Origin of the sequence: Rhizobium sp. Rhizsp82 (assembly GCF_047325115.1) — a bacterium.
Lineage (GTDB): Bacteria > Pseudomonadota > Alphaproteobacteria > Rhizobiales > Rhizobiaceae > Rhizobium.
This window is the reverse complement of the sequence record NZ_CP168571.1, coordinates 40,805-59,953: the sequence shown is the minus strand read 5'-3', so window position 1 is coordinate 59,953 and position 19,149 is coordinate 40,805. Positions and strand designations below refer to the sequence as shown.

The following is a 19,149-nucleotide window of genomic DNA, read 5'->3' as shown; positions in this document are numbered from 1 at the left end:
CAAAGATGAAACCTCTGCTTCCGGCATTTTCGCGCCGTCTCGGCCTCTTCACGGCACTGGTCTCCGCTGCCGTGCCTGGCCATGGCTATGCGCAGTCGGCATGGTCGGGAAGCGCGGATAACGAATTCAGCAACTCGGCAAACTGGACCCCGTCTGCTCCCGGTGCCACGGATACAGCAACCGTTGATACTGGATCGCCGCAGGTCACCAATGGCGTGACGGTCGACAAGCTCGATGTCGATGGCGGCAACGTCACGATCACCAATACCGGCGCATTAACGGCGACCGGCGGCAGCACGATCAGCTCGGGCAGCGTCAGCATCAACGCCGGTGGCGTCCTGAATTCCGATGTCGATCTCAATGGCGGCAGCCTGTTGGTCGATGGCGATCTCAATGGCCGGCTGATGCTGAACAACGGCAATGTCACCGTCAACGGCACGCTCGACAGCGGCGTGGTCGGCTCCGGTACCCAGCTGTCGAACAACGGCGTTATCGATGGCGTCGATGTCTCGTCCGGCGGCACCTTCGTCAACAACACGGGCGGCACCGCTACGTCGGTGACCAATGCGGGCACGGCATCCAATGCCGGGACGATCGGCAATCTCACGAACACGGGCGGAAATTTCACCAACAATACCGGCGGCATGGTGACGGGCAAGACGACGGTCTCCGGCGGCACCGTGACGAACAACTTCGTCATCACCGATGCCGATGTCGCGGCCGTGGCGGCCTTCGTCAACAACAATGGCGCGACGGCGGGCAATGTCAGGAATGCCGGCACGACATCGAATGCCGGGACCATCGCCTCGCTGCGCAATGAAGGCGGGACCTTCACCAACAATTTCGGCGGTGTCGTCACCGGTGGCACTGTTGTCACGGGCGGCACGGTTACCAACAATGCGACGTTGAATACCGTCGATGTCGGCACCAATGGCACATTCAGCAATGCGAGCGGCGCGACCGCGGGGGCGGTTACCAACGCCGGAACGAGCTCGAATGCCGGGACGGTTGCCTCGGTCACCAATGCCGCGGGAAGCTTCACCAACAATGCCGGTGGCAGGGTGACTGGCAACACCGTCGTCACCGGCGGCACGGTCACCAACAACTTCGTCATTACCGATGCCGATGTCGCGGCGGTCGCCGCTTTCGTCAACAATAGCGGTGCCACGGCAGGCAATATCAGGAACTCTGGGACCGTCACGAATGCCGGGACGATCGCTTCGCTCCGCAATGAGGGCGGCACATTCACCAACAATGCCGGCGGCACCGTCACCGGCATGACGACGGTGACCGGCGGTACCGCGGTCAACAACGCGACCCTGGCCGATATCGATATCGGCGCGGCCGGCAGCTTCATCAACAATAGCGGCGCCGTCGCCGGCAGGGTCACCAATTCCGGCACGGCATCGAACGACGGAACTGTGGCCGAGCTCGTCAACAATGACGGCACCTTTTCCAACACCGGCACGATCACCGGATCGGCACGGGTAGCGGGCGGTTCGCTGATCAATGACGGGACGATTTCGGGAACCGTCGATGTCGATGACGACGGGCTCCTCTCCGGCAGCGGCGCGGTCGGTGCGCTTTCGGTCAATACAGGCGGGGTGCTCTCGCCCGGTCCGGGCATTGCGGCTCTGACGGTCAACGGCGGCGTCACATTCCGCGCCGGTTCGACCTATCAGGTGGATGTCAGCGGCGGTGGCCTTTCCGATACCGTGAACGCCTCGGGCGCCGTCGTTATCGACGGCGGCACGCTGGATATCCGCAGCACCGGCGGCAGCTACGGGCTGACCAACAACTATACGATCCTGAGCGGCTCGGGCATCACCGGCACCTTCGACGACATCACCAGCAACTTCGTCTTCCTGTCGCCGACGCTGACCTATGGCGCGACCGCGATCGACCTGGCGCTGGACCGCAATGCGGTACAGTTCGCCGATGTCGCGGAGACGGCAAACGGGCGCGCGACCGCAGCGGCAGTCGAGGCGCTCGGCGGCGCAAACGCGCTTTACTCCGCCATCCTGCCGCTCGATGCTCAGACGGCCAATGACGCATTCACGCAGCTGAGCGGCGAGAGCCATGCCTGGCTCGAAAGCGCACTCCTCTGGGAAAGCCGCTTCGCACGCGAAGCAGTCCTCGACGAGATCGCCCTCGATCCCGCAAGACAGAAGGACGGCGTGCGGTACTGGAGCTCCAGCTTCTACGCATCGAACCTCTGGTCGGCAGATGGCAATGCGGCGGGCTTCGATGGCAATGTCGCGGGCGTCATGTTCGGCGCCGACGGCCCGATCTCGGATCAATGGCGCCTCGGCGCCATGCTCGGCTACAGCCACGGCGCGCCGCAGCAGGCGGAAACGGATTCCTATCACGCCGGTCTCTATGCATCGGGTCAGTTTGGCGCCGCAAACCTCGTCGGCGGCGCGATTTATTCGCATAACGATATATCGGCCCGCCGAGATATCGCCTTCGGAAGCTTCACCGACCAGCTCTCCGCCGATTATGCGAGTGCGACGTCGCAGGTCTTTGCCGACCTTTCCTGGACGGGCGAACTCGACGGCATCAAGCTTCAGCCCTTCGCCAACCTCGCTTATGTCAATCTCGATACAGACGCCTTCCAGGAAAGTGGCGGGGCGGCGGCGCTATCGGGAGCAAGCGACAGCGAAGCGATCTTCGCTTCGACGATCGGCATCCGCTGGTCGATGGACTGGCAGGCGAACGATCTTCCGCTCTCCTTAACCGGCATGCTCGGCTGGCGGCATATCGCCGGTGACGTCACGCCGTCTTCGAGCTTCGCCTTTGCCGGTGGCTCGCCCTTCATCATCGATGGCGTCACGATGCCGGAGGATACGGCGGTCGTCAGGCTTGGCGTTTCCGCCAAGGTCACGAAGACCGCCGGCCTGACGCTCAGCTATTCCGGCGAGTTCGGCAAAGGCCTGCAGTCAAGTGCTGCGCAGGCCAACCTTTCGGCGAGCTTCTAGCGGCCTAGCTTCGCACCAGCACGTTCCCCGACTTCAGCCAGAAGGGCGAGAGATAGAGCGGCGTCGAAGAGAGCGGCAGGATATCGTCCTTCAGCGCCACGCCCAGCTTGTCGGCCATGAAAGCGCGGCGGGCTGCGATGCGGGCATGCATCGCGGGGTGACGTTTCTGGATTTCAGCGCGCAGGGCATCGTCGGCAAGGCGATCGCATCTTCGCAGTTCAGCGCCCAGCCGGCCGGCATCGGCACGGGGATGACATCGACCTGGAACGGCATGCCGGAGCGCAGGCGATCCGTCGAGCCCGGGCGCGCCGGCGAATGCAGCCATTCCTCGTGGCTGCCGAGATGGCCGGGATTGAGCGCGGAATTCAGGCCCGCCGATTTCAGCTTGCCGGTGACCGCTTCGAAGAGCTCGCCACCCGAGACGCCGATGCCCGCCGTCTCGTACCAGGTGATCAGTGCCTCGAAATAGGCCTTCGACGGCTTCAGGAAATCGTCATCGTGATCGGCAAGCAATCCGGCGCGCGACGACAGCGCGCCCCAGTAGCCGAGCGCCGTGGTAACGCCGTCGCCGCGCTTGAGACGGCGCGCGGTCGGGCTGCGCAGGCCGACGATATGTTCGCCCTTGCTGACGGAGGCAAACATCGTGTGGACGTTCAGCGGATCGCCTTCATAGCCGAGCCGCCCGAGCGCTTCGAATTCCGTATCGCCTTCGCGAACGCCGGAGACGACACGCCAGAGCGCCGTCGAGCAACGCGCCGCAGCCCATTCGAAGGCAGCGAGCTGGTCGGCATCGACCACGGCGCGCAGGCCGGTTTCCGGATGCATGAGCACTTCGGTTCGATCGATGAGCCGGCCTTCGCCGCTGATGACGCGGCTCAGCACCTTGACGATGAAATCGGGGACGAAGAAGCTATGGGCATAGTCGTCATCTTCCTCGGCAGATAGATATTTCCAGCCGACGAGACCGATGCTGTCGCCCGCCTTGATCCCCGCATCCTTCAGCCGGTCGGCGAGGCGCGGGTTCTGCGAGCGGTCCTGGCCCATCAGGCTGAAGCTCTGGGCGCGCAACACCTCGATATCGGGCAGTCCGGCAAGCACGGTATAGCTCTCGGATTCATTGCCGGTGATGATGACGCGCCTGCCGCCCTTGCCGAGCAGCAGCAGCGCCTCTTCGAAGCGCGGCTCGAAGCCCGAGAGGTGCATGATGTTTCCGAAATGCTCGCGATCGGCATAGACGACGAGCCAATCCGTGCCCGCCGCTTTCAGCGCCGCATCGGCGCGGGCGGCATAGGTGGTTGCCGGGATCTGCGGCTGCTCGCCGAGAGGACCGAAGTCGGGCAGGGCGACGGGTGCAAGCGTAATGGCCATGGTTCCTCCGATGCGCCCGCTCCAAATCGGGCTCGATTGATATGGCGAGATGGCAGGCGCAAGGTCAATTGCCGAAGGCCGGCCATTGCAAAAATGTCGTGATGGCACATTCTAATTTTCGAAAGATGCGCGGCCGCGCCATTCTTGGCCCGGAAATTCCGCAACTGGAATGATACTATCAGCGTCACATGCCGAGGGAGCGGAAGAGGAGCCCTCCCCAGGCGTCATGGTTCACCACTGCGATCTCGGGAGGAGAGCAGATGCTGGCGACGAGTGTATCGCTCGACGATAAATATACGGCCAACGAAGGCCGGGTCTTCATGTCAGGATTGCAGGCGCTGGTTCGCCTGCCGATGGCTCAGATGCGCCGCGACCATGCGGCAGGGCTGAATACGGCTGCCTTCATCTCCGGCTATCGCGGCTCGCCGCTCGGCGGCTACGACCAGCAGCTGATGAAGGCGCAGCGCTATCTCGATCAGCACCAGATCACCTTCCAGCCGGGGATCAACGAGGATCTCGCGGCCACCGCCGTCTGGGGCAGCCAGCAGGCGGGGCTTTCACCTGGCGCCAACAAGGATGGCGTTCTCGGCATCTGGTATGGCAAGGGTCCAGGCGTCGACCGCTCCGGCGACGTGCTGAAACATGCCAATGCCGCCGGCACCTCGAAGCATGGCGGCGTGCTCTGTTTTGCCGGTGACGACCACTCGGCCAAGTCGTCCACCGTGCCGCACCAGACCGACCATGATTTCATGTCGGCAGTCATTCCGGTTCTCTATCCGTCCTCCATCCATGAATTTATCGAATACGGCCTGCTCGGCATTGCCATGTCGCGCTATTCCGGCTGCTGGGTCGGCATGAAGTTCATTGCCGATACGGTGGAGACGACGGCGGCCGTCGACCTCTCCGGCGAGAAGCGCCAGTTCATCATACCCACTGATTTCGAGCTTCCGCCCGGCGGCCTCAACATCCGCTGGCCGGATCCGCCGCTGATCCAGGACGATCGTCTGCAGACCTACAAGGCCTATGCGGCGATTGCCTTTGCCCGCGCCAACCGCGTCGACGAGATCACCCATGACGTACCGCGCGCCCGCTTCGGCATCATCTCCTCGGGCAAGGCCTATGAGGATGTGCTGCAGGCGCTGCGCGAGCTCGAGCTCGGGCGCGAGGAAATGGAAGCGATCGGCATCCGTATCCTGAAAGTCCGTATGCCCTGGCCTTTGGAGCCCGAGGCCGTGCGCCACTTCTCGGAAGGTCTCGACGAGGTGCTGGTTATCGAAGAGCGCCGAGAGATCATCGAAAACCAGATCAAGCAGCAGCTCTTCAACTGGCGCGCCGATGTGCGCCCGCGCATCGTCGGCAAGTTCGACGAGCATGACAAACCCTATCTCAGCCTTTCCGCCGCGCTGACGGTCGGGGCGGTCGCCCGCGCCATCGCCGGGCGTATCCTGAAGCTCGATATGGATCCCTCGCTGCACCGGCGGATTTCCGACAAGCTCGCTTATCTCTCCGAGCGCGGCCAGATCAGCCGCAGCCATGTGCCGCCGCTACAGCGCACGCCGTTCTTCTGCTCCGGCTGTCCGCACAATACCTCGACGCGCGTGCCGGAAGGCAGCCGCGCGACGGCGGGCATCGGCTGCCACTACATGGTCACATGGATGGACCGGAATACCGAGACCTTCACGCAGATGGGCGGCGAAGGGGTTCCCTGGACGGCGATCGCCCGCTTCACCGACGAGAAGCACATGTTCGTCAATCTCGGTGACGGCACCTATTTCCACTCCGGCATCCTGGCGATCCGCCAGTCGGTCGCCGCCAAGGTCAACGTCACCTACAAGCTGCTCTATAACGATGCCGTCGCCATGACCGGCGGCCAGCAGATCGACGGCTACATGACGCCGCAGCTGATGACCAAGCAGCTCCATAACGAGGGCGTCTCGCCGATCTATCTGCTGTCAGATAATCCCGATGCCTATGTGGCGCCGGAACTCGCCCCCGGCGTCATCGTCCTGCACCGCGATCATCTCGATCCGGTCATGCTGAAGCTGCGGGAAACGCCGGGTTGCTCGGCGATCGTCTATGTGCAGACCTGCGCCGCCGAGAAGCGCCGTCGCCGCAGCCGCGGGCTGATGGAGGATCCGGCCAAGCGCGTCTTCATCAATGAAGCCGTCTGCGAAGGCTGCGGCGATTGCTCGGTGCAGTCGAACTGCATCTCGGTGGAACCGCTGGAAACCGAATTCGGCCGCAAGCGGCAGATCAACCAGTCGACCTGCAACAAGGACTTCTCCTGCGTGAAGGGCTTCTGCCCGTCCTTCGTTACCGTCAAGGGCGGCGAGCGCAAGAAGCGCAAGGCGGTCGAGCCTGTTGATGCGGACATTCCGATGCCCGTCATTCCAGAGATCGGCGACCGTCCCTGGAATATCGCAATCGCCGGAGTCGGCGGCACCGGCATCCTGACGATCGGCGCCGTGCTCGGCATGGCGGCCCATCTCGACGGCAAGGTGCCGATGATCCTCGATATGGCCGGCCTTGCCCAGAAGGGCGGCGCGGTGATGAGCTATCTGCGCATCGGCCGCGAGCAGAAGGACGTGACCTCGCCGCGTATCGTCAATGGCGGCGCCGATCTCTTGCTGGCCGCTGACGATGTCGTCGGCGCCTCGAAGGATGCGATCACGCTCTGCAAGACCGAGCGCACCACGGCGATCGTCAATACAGGTTTGATGCCGGTTGCCGATTTCGTCCGCAATCGTGACTTCGATTTCAAGACCGGCTCCGTCATGCACACGATCGCCAAGACGGTCAGCGACCGCTCGGTCTTCCTCGACTTCAGCCATGCGGCCACCGCCCTGACGGGCGACGGCATCAATACCAATATCCTGCTGACCGGATTTGCCTGGCAGTCGGGCCTGGTGCCGCTGTCGCTGGAAGCGATCGAAAAGGCGATCGAGCTCAACGGCGTGGCCGTCAAGGCAAGCCGCGCTTCGTTCAACTGGGGCCGTCTTCTCGCCCACGATCCGGAAGCCGTCCGCGCCGCAATGGGCGAGAAGGAAGAGCGCAGGACGCTCGCCGACATGTCCTTCACCGAGGTCGTCGCCCATCGCAAGGCGCATCTGACCGCTTATCAGGACGAGCGGCTTGCCGCCCGCTTTGGCGCGCTCGTTGACGCCGCGAAGGCTGCCGCCGCAAAGGCAGGTCTCTCGGACAAGGTCCCCTTCGCCGCTGCCGTCACCTATTCACGGGTGCTTGCATACAAGGACGAATATGAGGTGGCCCGGCTGCTGACCGATCCGGCCTTCGAGGCGAAGATGCGCGAGGAGATGCAGGGCGATTTCCGCCTCGTCTTCAACCTCGCCCCGCCGGTTCTCTCGGGCAAGGACCCGAACGGGCGGCCGAAGAAGCGGGAGTTCGGCGCCTGGATCCTGCCCCTGCTGCGCGGTCTTGCGCGCTTCAAGAGCCTGCGCGGCACCGCACTCGATCCCTTCGGCTACCTGCATGAGCGCAAGCTCGAGCGCCGGTTGATCTCCGATTACGAAAAGGTGGCGGCCCGCGTGCTCGCCAGGCTCGACGGCGGCAACGAAGCGGAGGCGCTTGCCATTCTGACGCTGTTCGATGAGATTCGCGGCTACGGGCCGGTCAAGGAGGCGTCCGCCCGGACGATCATGGATCAGGTCGAGACGCGTCTGAAGGCGTACGAAACATCGGGTGAGCCGGCACGCATGCCGGACGCCGCATAAGCGACGGTCTGACAATTGGGAGATAGACCCGCTCCGCGTTCGAAGAGCAGCGGAATGGGTTTGAGGGAGAGAGCCGGATGTATTCAGGTGGCCTGAGCTTTGCGCTTGGCGATGAAATCGAAGCGCTGCGCGATGCCGTGAGGCGCTTCGCCAGCGAACGGATCGCGCCGCTCGCCGATGAGACCGACCGCAACAATGCCTTTCCGATGCCGCTCTGGCGCGAGCTCGGAGAGATGGGCCTGCTCGGCATCACGGCGGGTGAGGAATATGGCGGGGCTGCTCTCGGCTATCTCGCCCATTGCGTTGCCATGGAGGAGATCAGCCGCGCGTCTGCCTCGGTGGCGCTCAGCTACGGCGCCCATTCCAATCTCTGCGTCAACCAGATCAACCGCAACGGCAGCGCCGGGCAGAAGCAACGATATCTGCCGAAGCTTGTAACGGGAGAGCATGTCGGCGCGCTTGCCATGTCCGAGCCCGGTGCCGGATCCGATGTCGTCTCGATGAAGCTGAGAGCCGAGAAACGTGGCGATCGCTATGTTCTCAACGGCAACAAGATGTGGATCACCAACGGCCCGGATGCCGATGTCCTCGTCGTCTATGCCAAGACCGACCCTGAAGCCGGCCCGCGCGGCATCACGGCCTTCATGATCGAGAAGGGCTTCAAGGGCTTCTCGACCGGCCAGAAACTCGACAAGCTCGGCATGCGCGGCTCCAATACCTCCGAGCTTATCTTTGCCGACTGCGAAGTGCCGGAGGAAAACGTCCTCGGCACTGTCGGCGGTGGCGTGAAAGTGCTGATGTCCGGCCTCGACTATGAGCGCGTCGTCCTCTCGGCCGGCCCGCTGGGCATCATGGCCGCCTGCATGGATATCGTCGTGCCCTATCTGCACGAGCGCAAGCAGTTCGGCCAGGCGATCGGCGAGTTCCAGCTGATGCAGGGCAAGCTCGCCGACATGTATGTGACGATGAACACGGCGCGCGCCTATGTCTATGCCGTCGCTGCTGCCTGCGATCGCGGCGAGACGACCCGCAAGGACGCCGCCGGCTGCATTCTCTACGCCGCCGAAAAGGCCACCGTGATGGCGCTCGAAGCAATCCAGGCGCTCGGCGGCAACGGCTATACCAACGACTACGCGGCGGGACGGCTGCTGCGCGATGCCAAGCTCTACGAGATCGGCGCGGGCACCTCGGAAATCCGCCGCATGCTCATCGGGCGCGAACTCTTTGCGGAGACGGCATGACCGTACTGAGATCCGAAGTCTCCACAAATTCCGAAGCCTTCAAGGCCAACCGCGCGGCGATGGGCGAGGCGAGCAAACTTGTCGACGACGCCGTCCGGCTGGCGGCCAATGGCGGCGGGCAGGCGGCGCGGGAGCGGCATGTCGGGCGTGGCAAGATGCTGCCGCGGGATCGCGTCATGGGGCTGATCGATCCGGCGACGCCGTTTCTCGAGGTTGCGGCGACTGCGGCCCATGGCATGTATGACGGCAATGCGCCGTCGGCGGGGCTGATCACCGGGATTGGCCGGGTGATGGGCCGCGAATGCATGATCGTCTGTAACGATGCGACGGTCAAAGGCGGCACCTATTACCCGATGACGGTGAAGAAGCATCTCCGGGCGCAGGAGATCGCGGCAGAGAACAATCTGCCCTGCATCTATCTCGTCGATTCCGGCGGCGCCAATCTGCCGAACCAGGACGAGGTCTTCCCCGATCGCGATCATTTCGGCCGCATCTTCTTCAACCAGGCGAATATGTCGGCGGCGGGCATTCCGCAGATCGCCGTCGTCATGGGCTCCTGCACGGCGGGCGGCGCCTATGTGCCTGCCATGTCAGACGAGACGATCATCGTCGAGGGTCAGGGCACGATCTTTCTCGCCGGTCCGCCGCTGGTGAGGGCGGCGACGGGCGAGGTCGTCAGCGCCGAGGATCTCGGTGGCGGCGATGTTCATACCCGGCTGTCGGGCGTTGCCGATCATCTGGCGCGTGACGATGCCCATGCGTTGGCTTTGGCACGCCGCAGTGTCGCCGCGCTCAACCGTCCCAAGCGGACGGATATCGAACTGCAGGCGCCGGAGCCGCCGCTTTACGATCCCGCCGAGATTGCCGGGATCGTGCCTGCCGATCTGCGCACGCCCTATGATGTGAGGGAAATCATCGCCCGCGTCGTCGATGGCTCGCGGTTCGACGAGTTCAAGGCGCGCTATGGCGCCACGCTCGTCTGCGGCTTTGCCCATATCCACGGGATGCCCGTCGGCATCATCGCCAATAATGGCGTGCTTTTCTCGGAATCGGCGCTGAAAGGCGCGCATTTCGTCGAGCTCTGCTCGCAGCGCAAGATCCCGCTGGTCTTCCTGCAGAATATCACCGGCTTCATGGTTGGCCGTAAATACGAGACGGAAGGCATCGCCAAGAACGGCGCCAAGCTGGTGACGGCGGTGGCGACGACGAATGTGCCGAAGATCACCATGCTGATCGGCGGCTCCTTCGGTGCCGGCAATTACGGCATGGCCGGCCGCGCCTTCTCGCCGCGCTTCCTCTGGACCTGGCCGAACAGCCGCATTTCCGTGATGGGTGGCGAACAGGCGGCCGGTGTTCTCGCCACGGTGCGCGGCGAGGCGCTGGCGCGCTCGGGCAAGCCGTGGACGGCGGAAGAGGAGGCGGCCTTCAAGCAGCCGGTTCTCGACCGTTTCGAGAGTCAGAGCCATCCGCTCTATGCCTCGGCGCGCCTCTGGGATGATGGAGTGGTCGATCCCACGAAGAGCCGCGATGTGCTCGGGCTTTCGCTGTCGGCGGCGCTGAATGCGCCGATTGGTGAGACCCGGTTTGGCCTGTTCAGGATGTGAGGCGGCGATGTTCGACAAGATACTCATCGCAAACCGGGGTGAAATCGCCTGCCGCGTCATCCGCACCGCACGGCGCATGGGAATAAAGACCGTCGCCGTCTATTCCGATGCCGATAGCGGCGCGCTGCATGTCGAACTTGCCGACGAAGCCTATCGCATCGGCGCGGCACCGGCGCAGGAAAGCTATCTCTCGATCGAGCGTATCATCGCCGCTGCCGAGCGCTCCGGCGCCCAGGCCGTCCATCCCGGCTACGGATTCCTTTCTGAAAATGCCGCGTTTGCCGAAGCTGTCGAAGCGGCCGGCCTGACTTTCATCGGCCCGCAGCCTTCGGCTATCCGGGCGATGGGTTTGAAGGATGCCGCGAAGGCGCTGATGGAGCAGTCGGGCGTTCCCGTCGTCCCCGGCTATCACGGCGACAATCAGGATCCGGATTTCCTCGCTGCGCGGGCAGCCGAGATCGGCTACCCCGTTCTGATCAAGGCGCGGGCCGGCGGTGGCGGCAAGGGCATGCGTCGCGTCGACGGTGCGCAGGATTTTGCCGCCTCCCTCGATGCCGCCCGGCGCGAGGCGCTGGCCGCCTTTGGCGACGATGCGGTGCTGATCGAGAAATATCTGCTGCGGCCGCGTCATATCGAAGTGCAGGTCTTCGGCGACCGCCACGGCAATGCCGTCCACCTCTTCGAACGCGACTGCTCTCTGCAGCGCCGCCATCAGAAGGTGATCGAGGAGGCACCGGCACCCGGCATGACGGCGGAGATGCGCCGCGTGATGGGCGAGGCGGCCGTGCGGGCCGCACGGGCGATCGATTATCGCGGCGCGGGTACGGTCGAGTTCATCGCCGATGTTTCGGACGGCCTCTGGCCGGACCGCTTCTTCTTCATGGAGATGAACACCCGCCTGCAGGTGGAGCATCCCGTGACCGAAGCGATTTCGGGCGTCGATCTCGTCGAATGGCAGCTGCGGGTGGCGGCCGGGGAGCCGTTGCCGAAGAAGCAGGCCGAGCTTGCGATCAATGGCTGGGCCTTCGAAGCGCGCGTTTATGCCGAGGATGCCGCGAAAGGCTTCCTGCCGGCGACTGGCAAGATCGAGCGGCTCGCGTTTCCCGAGACCGGCGTCCGCGTCGATGCCGGTATCCGGTCCGGTGACCGCATTTCCACGCATTACGATCCGCTGATCGCCAAGCTGATCGTCCATGGCCCGAACCGCCAGGCGGCGCTCACCGGCCTGCGCCACGCGCTGGAGGCCACGCGGATCGAGGGAACGGTGAGCAACCTCGCCTTCCTCGCCAATCTGACGCGTCAGGAGGATTTCGCCGGCGGTCATCCCGATACCGGGTTGATCGATCGCAACCTCGAAATGCTGACGGCTGCCGCCGAGCCCAGTGGAACGGCAATCGCTCTTGCCGCCGTTCTGTCGCTGGAGGCCAGGCAGGCGGGCAGCGACCCCTGGGAAACGCTGGGGCATTGGCAGCTCTGGAGCGAGATGCAGCGCATCGTAACACTGCATCATGCGGGCGACGTCTCCAGCCTGCGCGTCGTGGCGCGCGGCTTCGACATGTTCGCCGTCCACAACGGCCAGCGGGTCATCCCTGTCCGCATCGTCAGGCGTGATGGCGGGGGTGTGCAGGTCGAGGCGGATGGCCGTCAGGTCTTCGTCGAGGTCAGCCGTCACGGCGGTCATCTCAGCCTGCGCTTCGACGGTGCGGTCCATGTCTTCGATCTCGATGATCCGCTTTCGGCCGCTGCTTCGGAAGGCGCGGGCAGCGACCGGTTGGTCGCGCCGATGCCGGGTTTCGTGAAGATCGTCCGGGCGGTCGCGGGCGGCACGGTTTCGAAGGGCGATCCGCTCGTTGTCATGGAAGCGATGAAGATGGAGCTGACGCTCGCCGCGCCGCGCGACGGGGTGGTCGAGAATGTCGCCGTCAGCGAAGGACAGCAGGTGTCTGAAGGCGCGCTGCTCGTCAGCCTGAAGGCCGCCGAGGAATGACCCCGCCCCGCGTGACCATCGTCGAGATGTCGCCGCGCGACGGCCTGCAGAACGAGGCGCGTTTCGTCGAGACTGCCGACAAGATCAGGCTGGTCGACATGCTCTCCGATTGCGGTTTCGAACGCATCGAAGTGACGAGCTTCGTCAGCCCCAAATGGGTGCCACAGCTCGCCGATGCCGCTGCCGTCATGGCCGGGATCAAGCGGCGGGCGGGGGCGCGCTATGCCGTGCTGACACCGAATATGAAAGGCTTCGAAGCAGCGCTCGCCGCCGATGCCGGCGAGATTGCCATCTTCGCATCGGCTTCCGAAACCTTCTCTCAGCGCAATATCAATTGCTCGATCGCCGAAAGCATAGAGCGCTTCAGGCCGGTCGCCGACGCGAGCCGAGAGGCTGGCATTCCGATGCGTGGCTATGTGAGCTGCGTCGTCGAATGCCCCTATGAGGGCGCAGTCGCCCCGGAAGCCGCAGCCCGCGTTGCGGCGGAACTCCGCCGTCTCGGCTGTTTCGAGATCAGCCTCGGAGACACGATCGGCCGCGGGCGGCCGGAGGCGGTGGACCGGATGCTGGACAGCGTGCTCGGGGAAGCCCCGGCGTCGATGCTGGCCGGGCATTTCCACGATACGTCAGGCCGGGCTCTCGAGAATATCGATGTCTCCCTGGAGCGCGGTCTCGCCGTCTTCGACGCCTCGATCGGCGGCCTCGGCGGCTGCCCCTATGCGCCGGGCGCAAAAGGCAATGTCGATACGCTCGCCGTTGCCCGGCATCTGCAGACGAAGGGGATAGAGACCGGCTTGCCGCTCGATGCGCTTGAGAATGTGGCCCGCTTTGCGTGTGGCCTGAGGAGTGATGGATGAGTTTCGAAACGCTTCATGTCACGGTCGAGGGCGGCGTCGCCCATGTGAGGCTGGCACGCCCGGATAAGCACAATGCGCTGTCATCGCTGATGATGGACGAGCTGATCGCCGTCACCGCCAAACTGTCCGCCGATCCCGCAGTGCGCGCCGTCGTGCTGTCGGGAGAAGGCAAGAGCTTCTGCGCGGGCGGCGACCTTGGCTGGATGCGCGATCAGTTCACGGCGACGCGGGCCGGGCGGATTGCCGAGGCGCGGCGGCTGGCCATGACCTACCGGGCGCTGGATGATCTCCGGAAACCCGTCATTGCCAAGGTCAACGGCAACGCCTTCGGCGGCGGCGTCGGGCTCCTCAGCGTCTGCGACCTGGTGATTTCGTCTGACACTGCGAAATTCGGTCTGACGGAGGTGCGTCTCGGCATCATCCCGGCAACCATCAGCCCTTTCGTCATCGCCCGGATCGGCGTCTCGGCGGCCCGCGGGCTGTTCATGTCGGGCAAGCTCATCGATGCCCAGGAGGCAGCGGCAATCGGACTCGTCAACCGCGCCGTCCCGGCCGATGCGCTGGACGAGGCCGTCGATGCGGAGATCGCCCATCTGCTGCAGGCCTCGCCCGAGGCCGCGTCCCGCGCCAAGGCGCTTCTGAAATCGCTGGGGAACCCTGTAACCGACGAGGTCATCAATCGGGTCATCGAGCAGCTCGCCGATACCTGGGAGACTGCGGAAGCCCAGGAAGGTGTCACTGCCTTTTTCGAGAAGCGTGCGCCATCCTGGCGGTGGTGAGGTCGCCTTGCGCTTGAATTAAGCCCGATCTGAGCATACTTTGAACGAGTGACTGTCAAAATATGCTAGGATCATCACCATGGCAGCTATCGGTCTCGACATTGCTGCGGCCCGCTTCGGCGATGGCCAATCGGCTTTCCTCTCGGCGCGCCGCGTTGCCGATCAGCTCGGCGTGACGCTGGCGGAGCTCGCGAAGCTGATCGGGGTGGCGCGCAACACGCTGACGGCGAAGTCCAGCGCCCGCAAGGTCGATGGCGCGCTGAGCAATGTCGTGCGCATCCTCTCGATGGCCAGCGAGATGGCGGGAGACGACAATCGCGCCGTGATCTGGTTCAAGCATCAGCCGATCCCCGGCTGGGGCGGCAAGACCGCGTTCGATCTGGTCGGTGAAGGCAAGTCCGGCAAGGTTCTCGCCTATCTCGAAGCGGTTCGATCAGGCGTCTATGCCTGACCGGAATTCCGGCGATATCCTCCAGCTCTGGCGGGCCTTCGTTCCGCGCTGGGCTTTCGCGCCGCTCTCCGGCGAGGGAGCGTCGCGCTTCGGCGGGCGCTGGAATCCGGTGGGCGCATCGGCGATCTATGCCGCCCGTGAACTCTCGACCGCCTGGGCTGAATATAACCAGGGCTTCGTCCAGCATCCGGCGATCATCGCCCAACTGGAATTGGCCGGTGCGCGGCTTGCGGACACGACCGCTCCGGCAGTTCTCGAATCCTATGGCGAGACAGCGGATATCCACCGCTGCGAATGGCGCCAGCAGCTTGACGCCGACCGCGTTCCGGCAACGCACCGTCTACGTGAACGGCTGATCGCCGACGGCTTCGATGGTGTCATCTACCCTTCCTTCATGTCGCCGGGCGGAACCTGCGTCGCCCTCTGGCGCTGGAATGCGCCCGGTTCGCCCGAGCTTCGCGCCATTGATCCGGAAGGGCGTTTGCCGAAAACGGCAGCCTCCTGGCTCTAGGCTTTCGCAGTCCGCCGGCCTGACCCATTTGGGCATGATTGCGAAGCACGGCGCAATCTGGCAGTTTGCCGGAAATGGTCGCCATCTTCGGTGGCGCCGATACGAAAATGCGGGGAAGCGATTGACGATGAAAGCACCGACCGGCCGTGACGCTGCTCCGACGATTGCCGATGTGGCGCGGCTGGCGGGGGTCTCCCGAGCCGTTGCAAGCCGGGCGCTGTCGACGGAGCCAAGGCCGGTTTCGGCAGACAAGCGCGAGCGGGTGATCGAGGCGGCGAACACCCTCGGTTACAAGCCCAATCTGCTGGCCCAGAGCCTGACGACCAAGACCGTCAATCTCGTCGCCGTCGTCGTCAACCACATCCACGATCTTTCCGACCTCGATCTCTTCGACCGGCTGATCGACCAGATCCAGTCGATTGGCAAGCAGGTGATCCTGATCCGCATCGGCTCAGTGGCGCGCGTCGAGGAGTTCCTGCGCAACGGCGTTGCCTATCATGTGGATGCCGCGCTGGTCTTCTCGGATTTCGCCGATGCAGTGACGGTGCGGAAGATGTTCCGTTCGGATCTCGTCGTGATGCTGAACGGTCTGCACGACCATCTCTCGCCCGTCGTCATGCCCGACGAGGCGACGGGGATATTCCAGGCCGTGGCAGATGCGGCCAGCAAGCGGGTCAGGACCGCGGGCCTCGTCACCGGCCGCGCCTCCTCGCCGGTCGAACACAGCCGCATCGGTATCTATCAGAAGGCCTTCGAGCAGCACAAGATCGAGCTCGTCCGCACCGTCCAGGGAGATTATTCCTATGCCAGCGGTCACGCGGCGGCCGCCGTTCTGACGGGTAATGACTGTCCGGACGCGATCTTCTGCACCTCGGATGCCATGGCGATGGGCATCCTCGATGTCTGCCGGTCCGATTTTCCGGGCAACAAGCCGCCACGCTTCCGCCTATACGGCTTCGACAACCTGTCGCTGACGGATTTCGACGCCTATCCGATCTCGTCGATCGGCTACGACAAATCCGACTATGTCCGCCACGTCGTCGATTTCATCGCCGACCCCGAAGGCTTCCGCTCCGGCCAGCCGCCGATCTCGGTTCCCACCCGCTTCGTGCTGCGGGCGACGTCGTAACGAGAAAGGCCGCCCCGAGGGGCGGCCTTCTTTTCTTTACCACTGCGGGTTCAGAGCCGGCGGGTTGGCTTCGGGGCCCCACCACTTCTTGTAGTTTGCTTCGTAAGCGCCCGACTGGATGTAATCGGAGACGAACATGTCGAGCCAGCGGACGAATTCCGGGTCGCCCTTGGCGACGGCCATGCCGATCGGGTCGTTCGAGTAGAGGCCTGCCAGGGTGACCAGCGCCGGGTTCTTCGTGGCGAGGTAATCGAGCAGCGAGGAGTCCTCGATAGCAGCGTCGACGCGCTTCTGCTGCAGCTGCAGCACGCCGTCAGGCGCGAACTGGTCGACATAGACCAGTTCGGCATCCGGAACGGCTGTCTTCAGGAAGGTTTCGCCCGTCGTGCCGCGGCCGACGACGATCTTCTTGCCGGCGAGATCCTTCAGATCCTTGATGCCGGCATCCTTCTGCACGATGATGCGCAGGCCAGCGCGGTTATAGGGGATCGAGAAATTGACGACCTTGGCGCGCTCGAGCGTTGCCGAGGTATTGGCGATCGCCACGTCGATCTGGCCGGAGACGAGCATCGAGATGCGCGCATCGCCGGAAACGTCGGTGAACTCGACGGGAACGCCGATCTTCTCGGCCAGGCGCTTGGCGACATCGACGTCGTAGCCGACGGGATTGTTCTGGTCGTCGCGGAAACCGATCGGTTCGCCGCCGAGCGAGACGCCGATGCGGATCGTGCCGCGCGAACGGATATCATCAAGCATGCCGGCGAAGGACGGCAGAGCCGAGCCTGCGACGACGGCGATCGCAGCGATCGCGGTGAGTAAGCGTTTCATTGTTCCATTCCCTCTTCGTTGATTATGCCTGTTTCGCTGCCCGCAATTCCGGTTCGGACATTGAATCCTCCCAGAGCCAGTAGCTGATTTCGCCCTCGCATCTGAAATTCACCACCTCATGATTTCCTTTTGCGTCAACCGCGTGAATGACGACACCTGCAAGGAAACCGGTATCCAGTTCGTTAAGCTCCTCGACGGCGAGCTTGATCGCGTCGGACAGCGAATAGCCGAGTTTCATGGCGAGAACGATGGTGCGCGAGGTCGAGCAGCGCATCGTCATCTCGCCGGTATGGGTGCAGGCGGCCGCGCCATAGCGGCTGTCGGCGTAGAAGCCGGCGCCGGGGATCGGCGAGTCGCCGAGGCGGCCCGGATATTTCCAAGCCCAGCCGGAAGTCGACGTTGCAGCGTGAATGCCGCGGGCGGCATCGGCGGAGAGGAACACGGTGGTGTCGCGGACACGCTCGGGATCGGTGATCGCCTTGCTGAGCGGCGCCAAGGGAATATTGGGGAATTTCGCGAGGTCCTCGGGCGCGACTTCCTTTTCCAGCCGCCCCCACCAGACGCGCTTGCTGTCTTCGAACAGAACATCGTCTTCCGGGAAACCGATTTCACTTGCAAAGCGGCGGGCGCCGTTGCCGGTCAGCATGACATGCGGCAGGCGCTTCATGACTTCATGGGCGAGCCTTGCGACCGGCAGCGTGTTCGGCACGGCGCCGACCGAGCCGACGTCGCGCGTCGTGCCGTCCATCACGGCGGCATCGAGCTCCATGTCGCCGATCATGTTCGGCCAGCCGCCATAGCCGACGCTGCGGACCTTCACTTCGCTCTCGACCTTGCCGATGCCGGCAACCATGGCGTCGAGGCTGTTGGCGCCGCTACGCAGCATGTCGACCGTATGGGCAAAACCCGGCCAGGCTTCTTTGTTGGCGATGAGCAGCATGAAAAACCTCTAATCTTTACGCATCTTGGAAAGGAACTGGGCAACGCGGGGCTGCGCCATGCCGCCATCGGCGGCGAAAAACTGTTCGGTCGGCAGGTCGACAAGCAGCTTGCCTTTGTCGAGGAAGACGATCCGGTCGGAAATCTGCCGGGCGAATTCGATCTCGTGGGTGACGAAGAGCATCGTCGTGCCCTCTTCGGCGAGTTTGGCGAGGATCGCCAGAACTTCGGCCGTCATCTCCGGGTCGAGCGCGCTCGTCACTTCGTCGAGCAGGAGGTAGCGCGGCTGCATGGCAAGCGCCCGGCAGATGCCGACGCGCTGGCGCTGGCCGCCGGAAAGCTGGGCCGGATAGGCATCGGCGCGCTCGCCGAGGCCGACGGATTGCAGGAGTGCACGGGCGGTCGCCTCGGCTTCGGCGCGCGGCTTCTTCAGAACCTCGATCGGCGCCAGTGTGACGTTTCCGAGCACGGTCATATGCGGATAGAGATTGAAGAGCTGGAAGACCGTGGCCGAGCGCTTGCGTGCCTCGGTCAGTTCCTTCGGCTTGCCGACATCGAAGTCGTCGACGAGGATACGGCCGCCGTTGAGCTTTTCCAGTCCGTTAATGCAGCGGATCAGCGTCGACTTGCCGGACCCTGAAGATCCCAGGATCGAGACGACTTCGCCCGGATTGATCGTCAGGTCCACGCCGTCGAGGACGGTGGTCGAGCCGAACGCTTTCTTGACGTTTTCTACTTTGAGCATG

The 19,149-nt window shown here is 64.0% G+C and carries 13 protein-coding genes and 1 pseudogene; 10 read left to right on the top strand and 4 right to left on the bottom strand.

Features of this window, described 5'->3' with window-relative positions; translation table 11 throughout:
- Nucleotides 1–5: 5 nt before the first annotated feature.
- Entirely contained in the window at nt 6–2,978 is a 2,973-nt protein-coding gene (locus ACEN84_RS24390) for an autotransporter domain-containing protein (RefSeq protein ID WP_413711981.1), read from the top strand.
- A gap of 4 nt (nt 2,979–2,982) precedes the next feature.
- Here ACEN84_RS24390 and ACEN84_RS24385 read toward each other — a convergent pair.
- A pseudogene (locus tag ACEN84_RS24385) lies at nt 2,983–4,346 on the bottom strand (Xaa-Pro aminopeptidase).
- A gap of 260 nt (nt 4,347–4,606) precedes the next feature.
- On the opposite strand from ACEN84_RS24385, the gene ACEN84_RS24380 reads away from it, so the two are divergent.
- The 9 genes from ACEN84_RS24380 (at nt 4,607) to ACEN84_RS24340 (ending at nt 16,636) form a co-directional block, all read left to right on the top strand.
- Entirely contained in the window at nt 4,607–8,077 is a 3,471-nt protein-coding gene (locus ACEN84_RS24380; RefSeq protein WP_413711980.1) for an indolepyruvate ferredoxin oxidoreductase family protein, read from the top strand.
- Nucleotides 8,078–8,154: 77 nt separating this feature from the next.
- On the top strand, nt 8,155–9,318 hold the full coding sequence (locus ACEN84_RS24375) for an isovaleryl-CoA dehydrogenase (RefSeq protein ID WP_413711979.1): 1,164 nt from the start codon (nt 8,155–8,157) through the stop codon (nt 9,316–9,318).
- Nucleotides 9,315–10,922: a carboxyl transferase domain-containing protein gene (locus ACEN84_RS24370; RefSeq protein WP_413711978.1), complete on the top strand. Its 1,608-nt coding sequence runs from the start codon at nt 9,315–9,317 to the stop codon at nt 10,920–10,922. Before ACEN84_RS24375 ends, ACEN84_RS24370 begins: the two co-directional genes overlap by 4 nt.
- A gap of 7 nt (nt 10,923–10,929) precedes the next feature.
- On the top strand, nt 10,930–12,909 hold the full coding sequence (locus ACEN84_RS24365; protein ID WP_413711977.1) for an acetyl/propionyl/methylcrotonyl-CoA carboxylase subunit alpha: 1,980 nt from the start codon (nt 10,930–10,932) through the stop codon (nt 12,907–12,909).
- Nucleotides 12,906–13,766: a hydroxymethylglutaryl-CoA lyase gene (locus ACEN84_RS24360; protein ID WP_413711976.1), complete on the top strand. Its 861-nt coding sequence runs from the start codon at nt 12,906–12,908 to the stop codon at nt 13,764–13,766. Before ACEN84_RS24365 ends, ACEN84_RS24360 begins: the two co-directional genes overlap by 4 nt.
- Nucleotides 13,763–14,545, top strand: coding sequence for a crotonase/enoyl-CoA hydratase family protein (locus tag ACEN84_RS24355; protein WP_413711975.1), 783 nt, complete (start codon nt 13,763–13,765; stop codon nt 14,543–14,545). The genes ACEN84_RS24360 and ACEN84_RS24355 overlap by 4 nt, the downstream gene beginning before the upstream one ends.
- A 79-nt stretch (nt 14,546–14,624) precedes the next feature.
- Nucleotides 14,625–14,996, top strand: a complete 372-nt coding sequence (locus tag ACEN84_RS24350) for an antitoxin Xre/MbcA/ParS toxin-binding domain-containing protein (RefSeq protein WP_130280273.1) — start codon at nt 14,625–14,627, stop codon at nt 14,994–14,996.
- Nucleotides 14,962–15,507 carry an RES family NAD+ phosphorylase gene (locus tag ACEN84_RS24345; protein ID WP_413712533.1) on the top strand — a complete coding sequence of 182 codons (546 nt, stop codon included), beginning with the start codon at nt 14,962–14,964 and terminating at the stop codon, nt 15,505–15,507. The genes ACEN84_RS24350 and ACEN84_RS24345 overlap by 35 nt, the downstream gene beginning before the upstream one ends.
- 127 nt (nt 15,508–15,634) lie before the next feature.
- A complete protein-coding gene (locus ACEN84_RS24340) occupies nt 15,635–16,636 on the top strand; it encodes a LacI family DNA-binding transcriptional regulator (protein WP_199625561.1) in 1,002 nt (333 codons plus the stop codon).
- A gap of 36 nt (nt 16,637–16,672) precedes the next feature.
- On the opposite strand, the gene ACEN84_RS24335 is transcribed toward ACEN84_RS24340, so the two are convergent.
- The 3 genes from ACEN84_RS24335 to ACEN84_RS24325 are packed head-to-tail and all read right to left on the bottom strand — an operon-like array spanning nt 16,673 to nt 19,148.
- On the bottom strand, nt 16,673–17,464 hold the full coding sequence (locus ACEN84_RS24335) for a transporter substrate-binding domain-containing protein (RefSeq protein ID WP_199625560.1): 792 nt from the start codon (nt 17,462–17,464) through the stop codon (nt 16,673–16,675).
- 22 nt (nt 17,465–17,486) lie between these two features.
- Nucleotides 17,487–18,404 carry a N(4)-(beta-N-acetylglucosaminyl)-L-asparaginase gene (locus ACEN84_RS24330; RefSeq protein WP_413711974.1) on the bottom strand — a complete coding sequence of 306 codons (918 nt, stop codon included), beginning with the start codon at nt 18,402–18,404 and terminating at the stop codon, nt 17,487–17,489.
- A 9-nt stretch (nt 18,405–18,413) separates the two neighbouring features.
- Entirely contained in the window at nt 18,414–19,148 is a 735-nt protein-coding gene (locus ACEN84_RS24325) for an amino acid ABC transporter ATP-binding protein (protein WP_112714475.1), read from the bottom strand.
- Nucleotide 19,149: the final 1 nt, after the last annotated feature.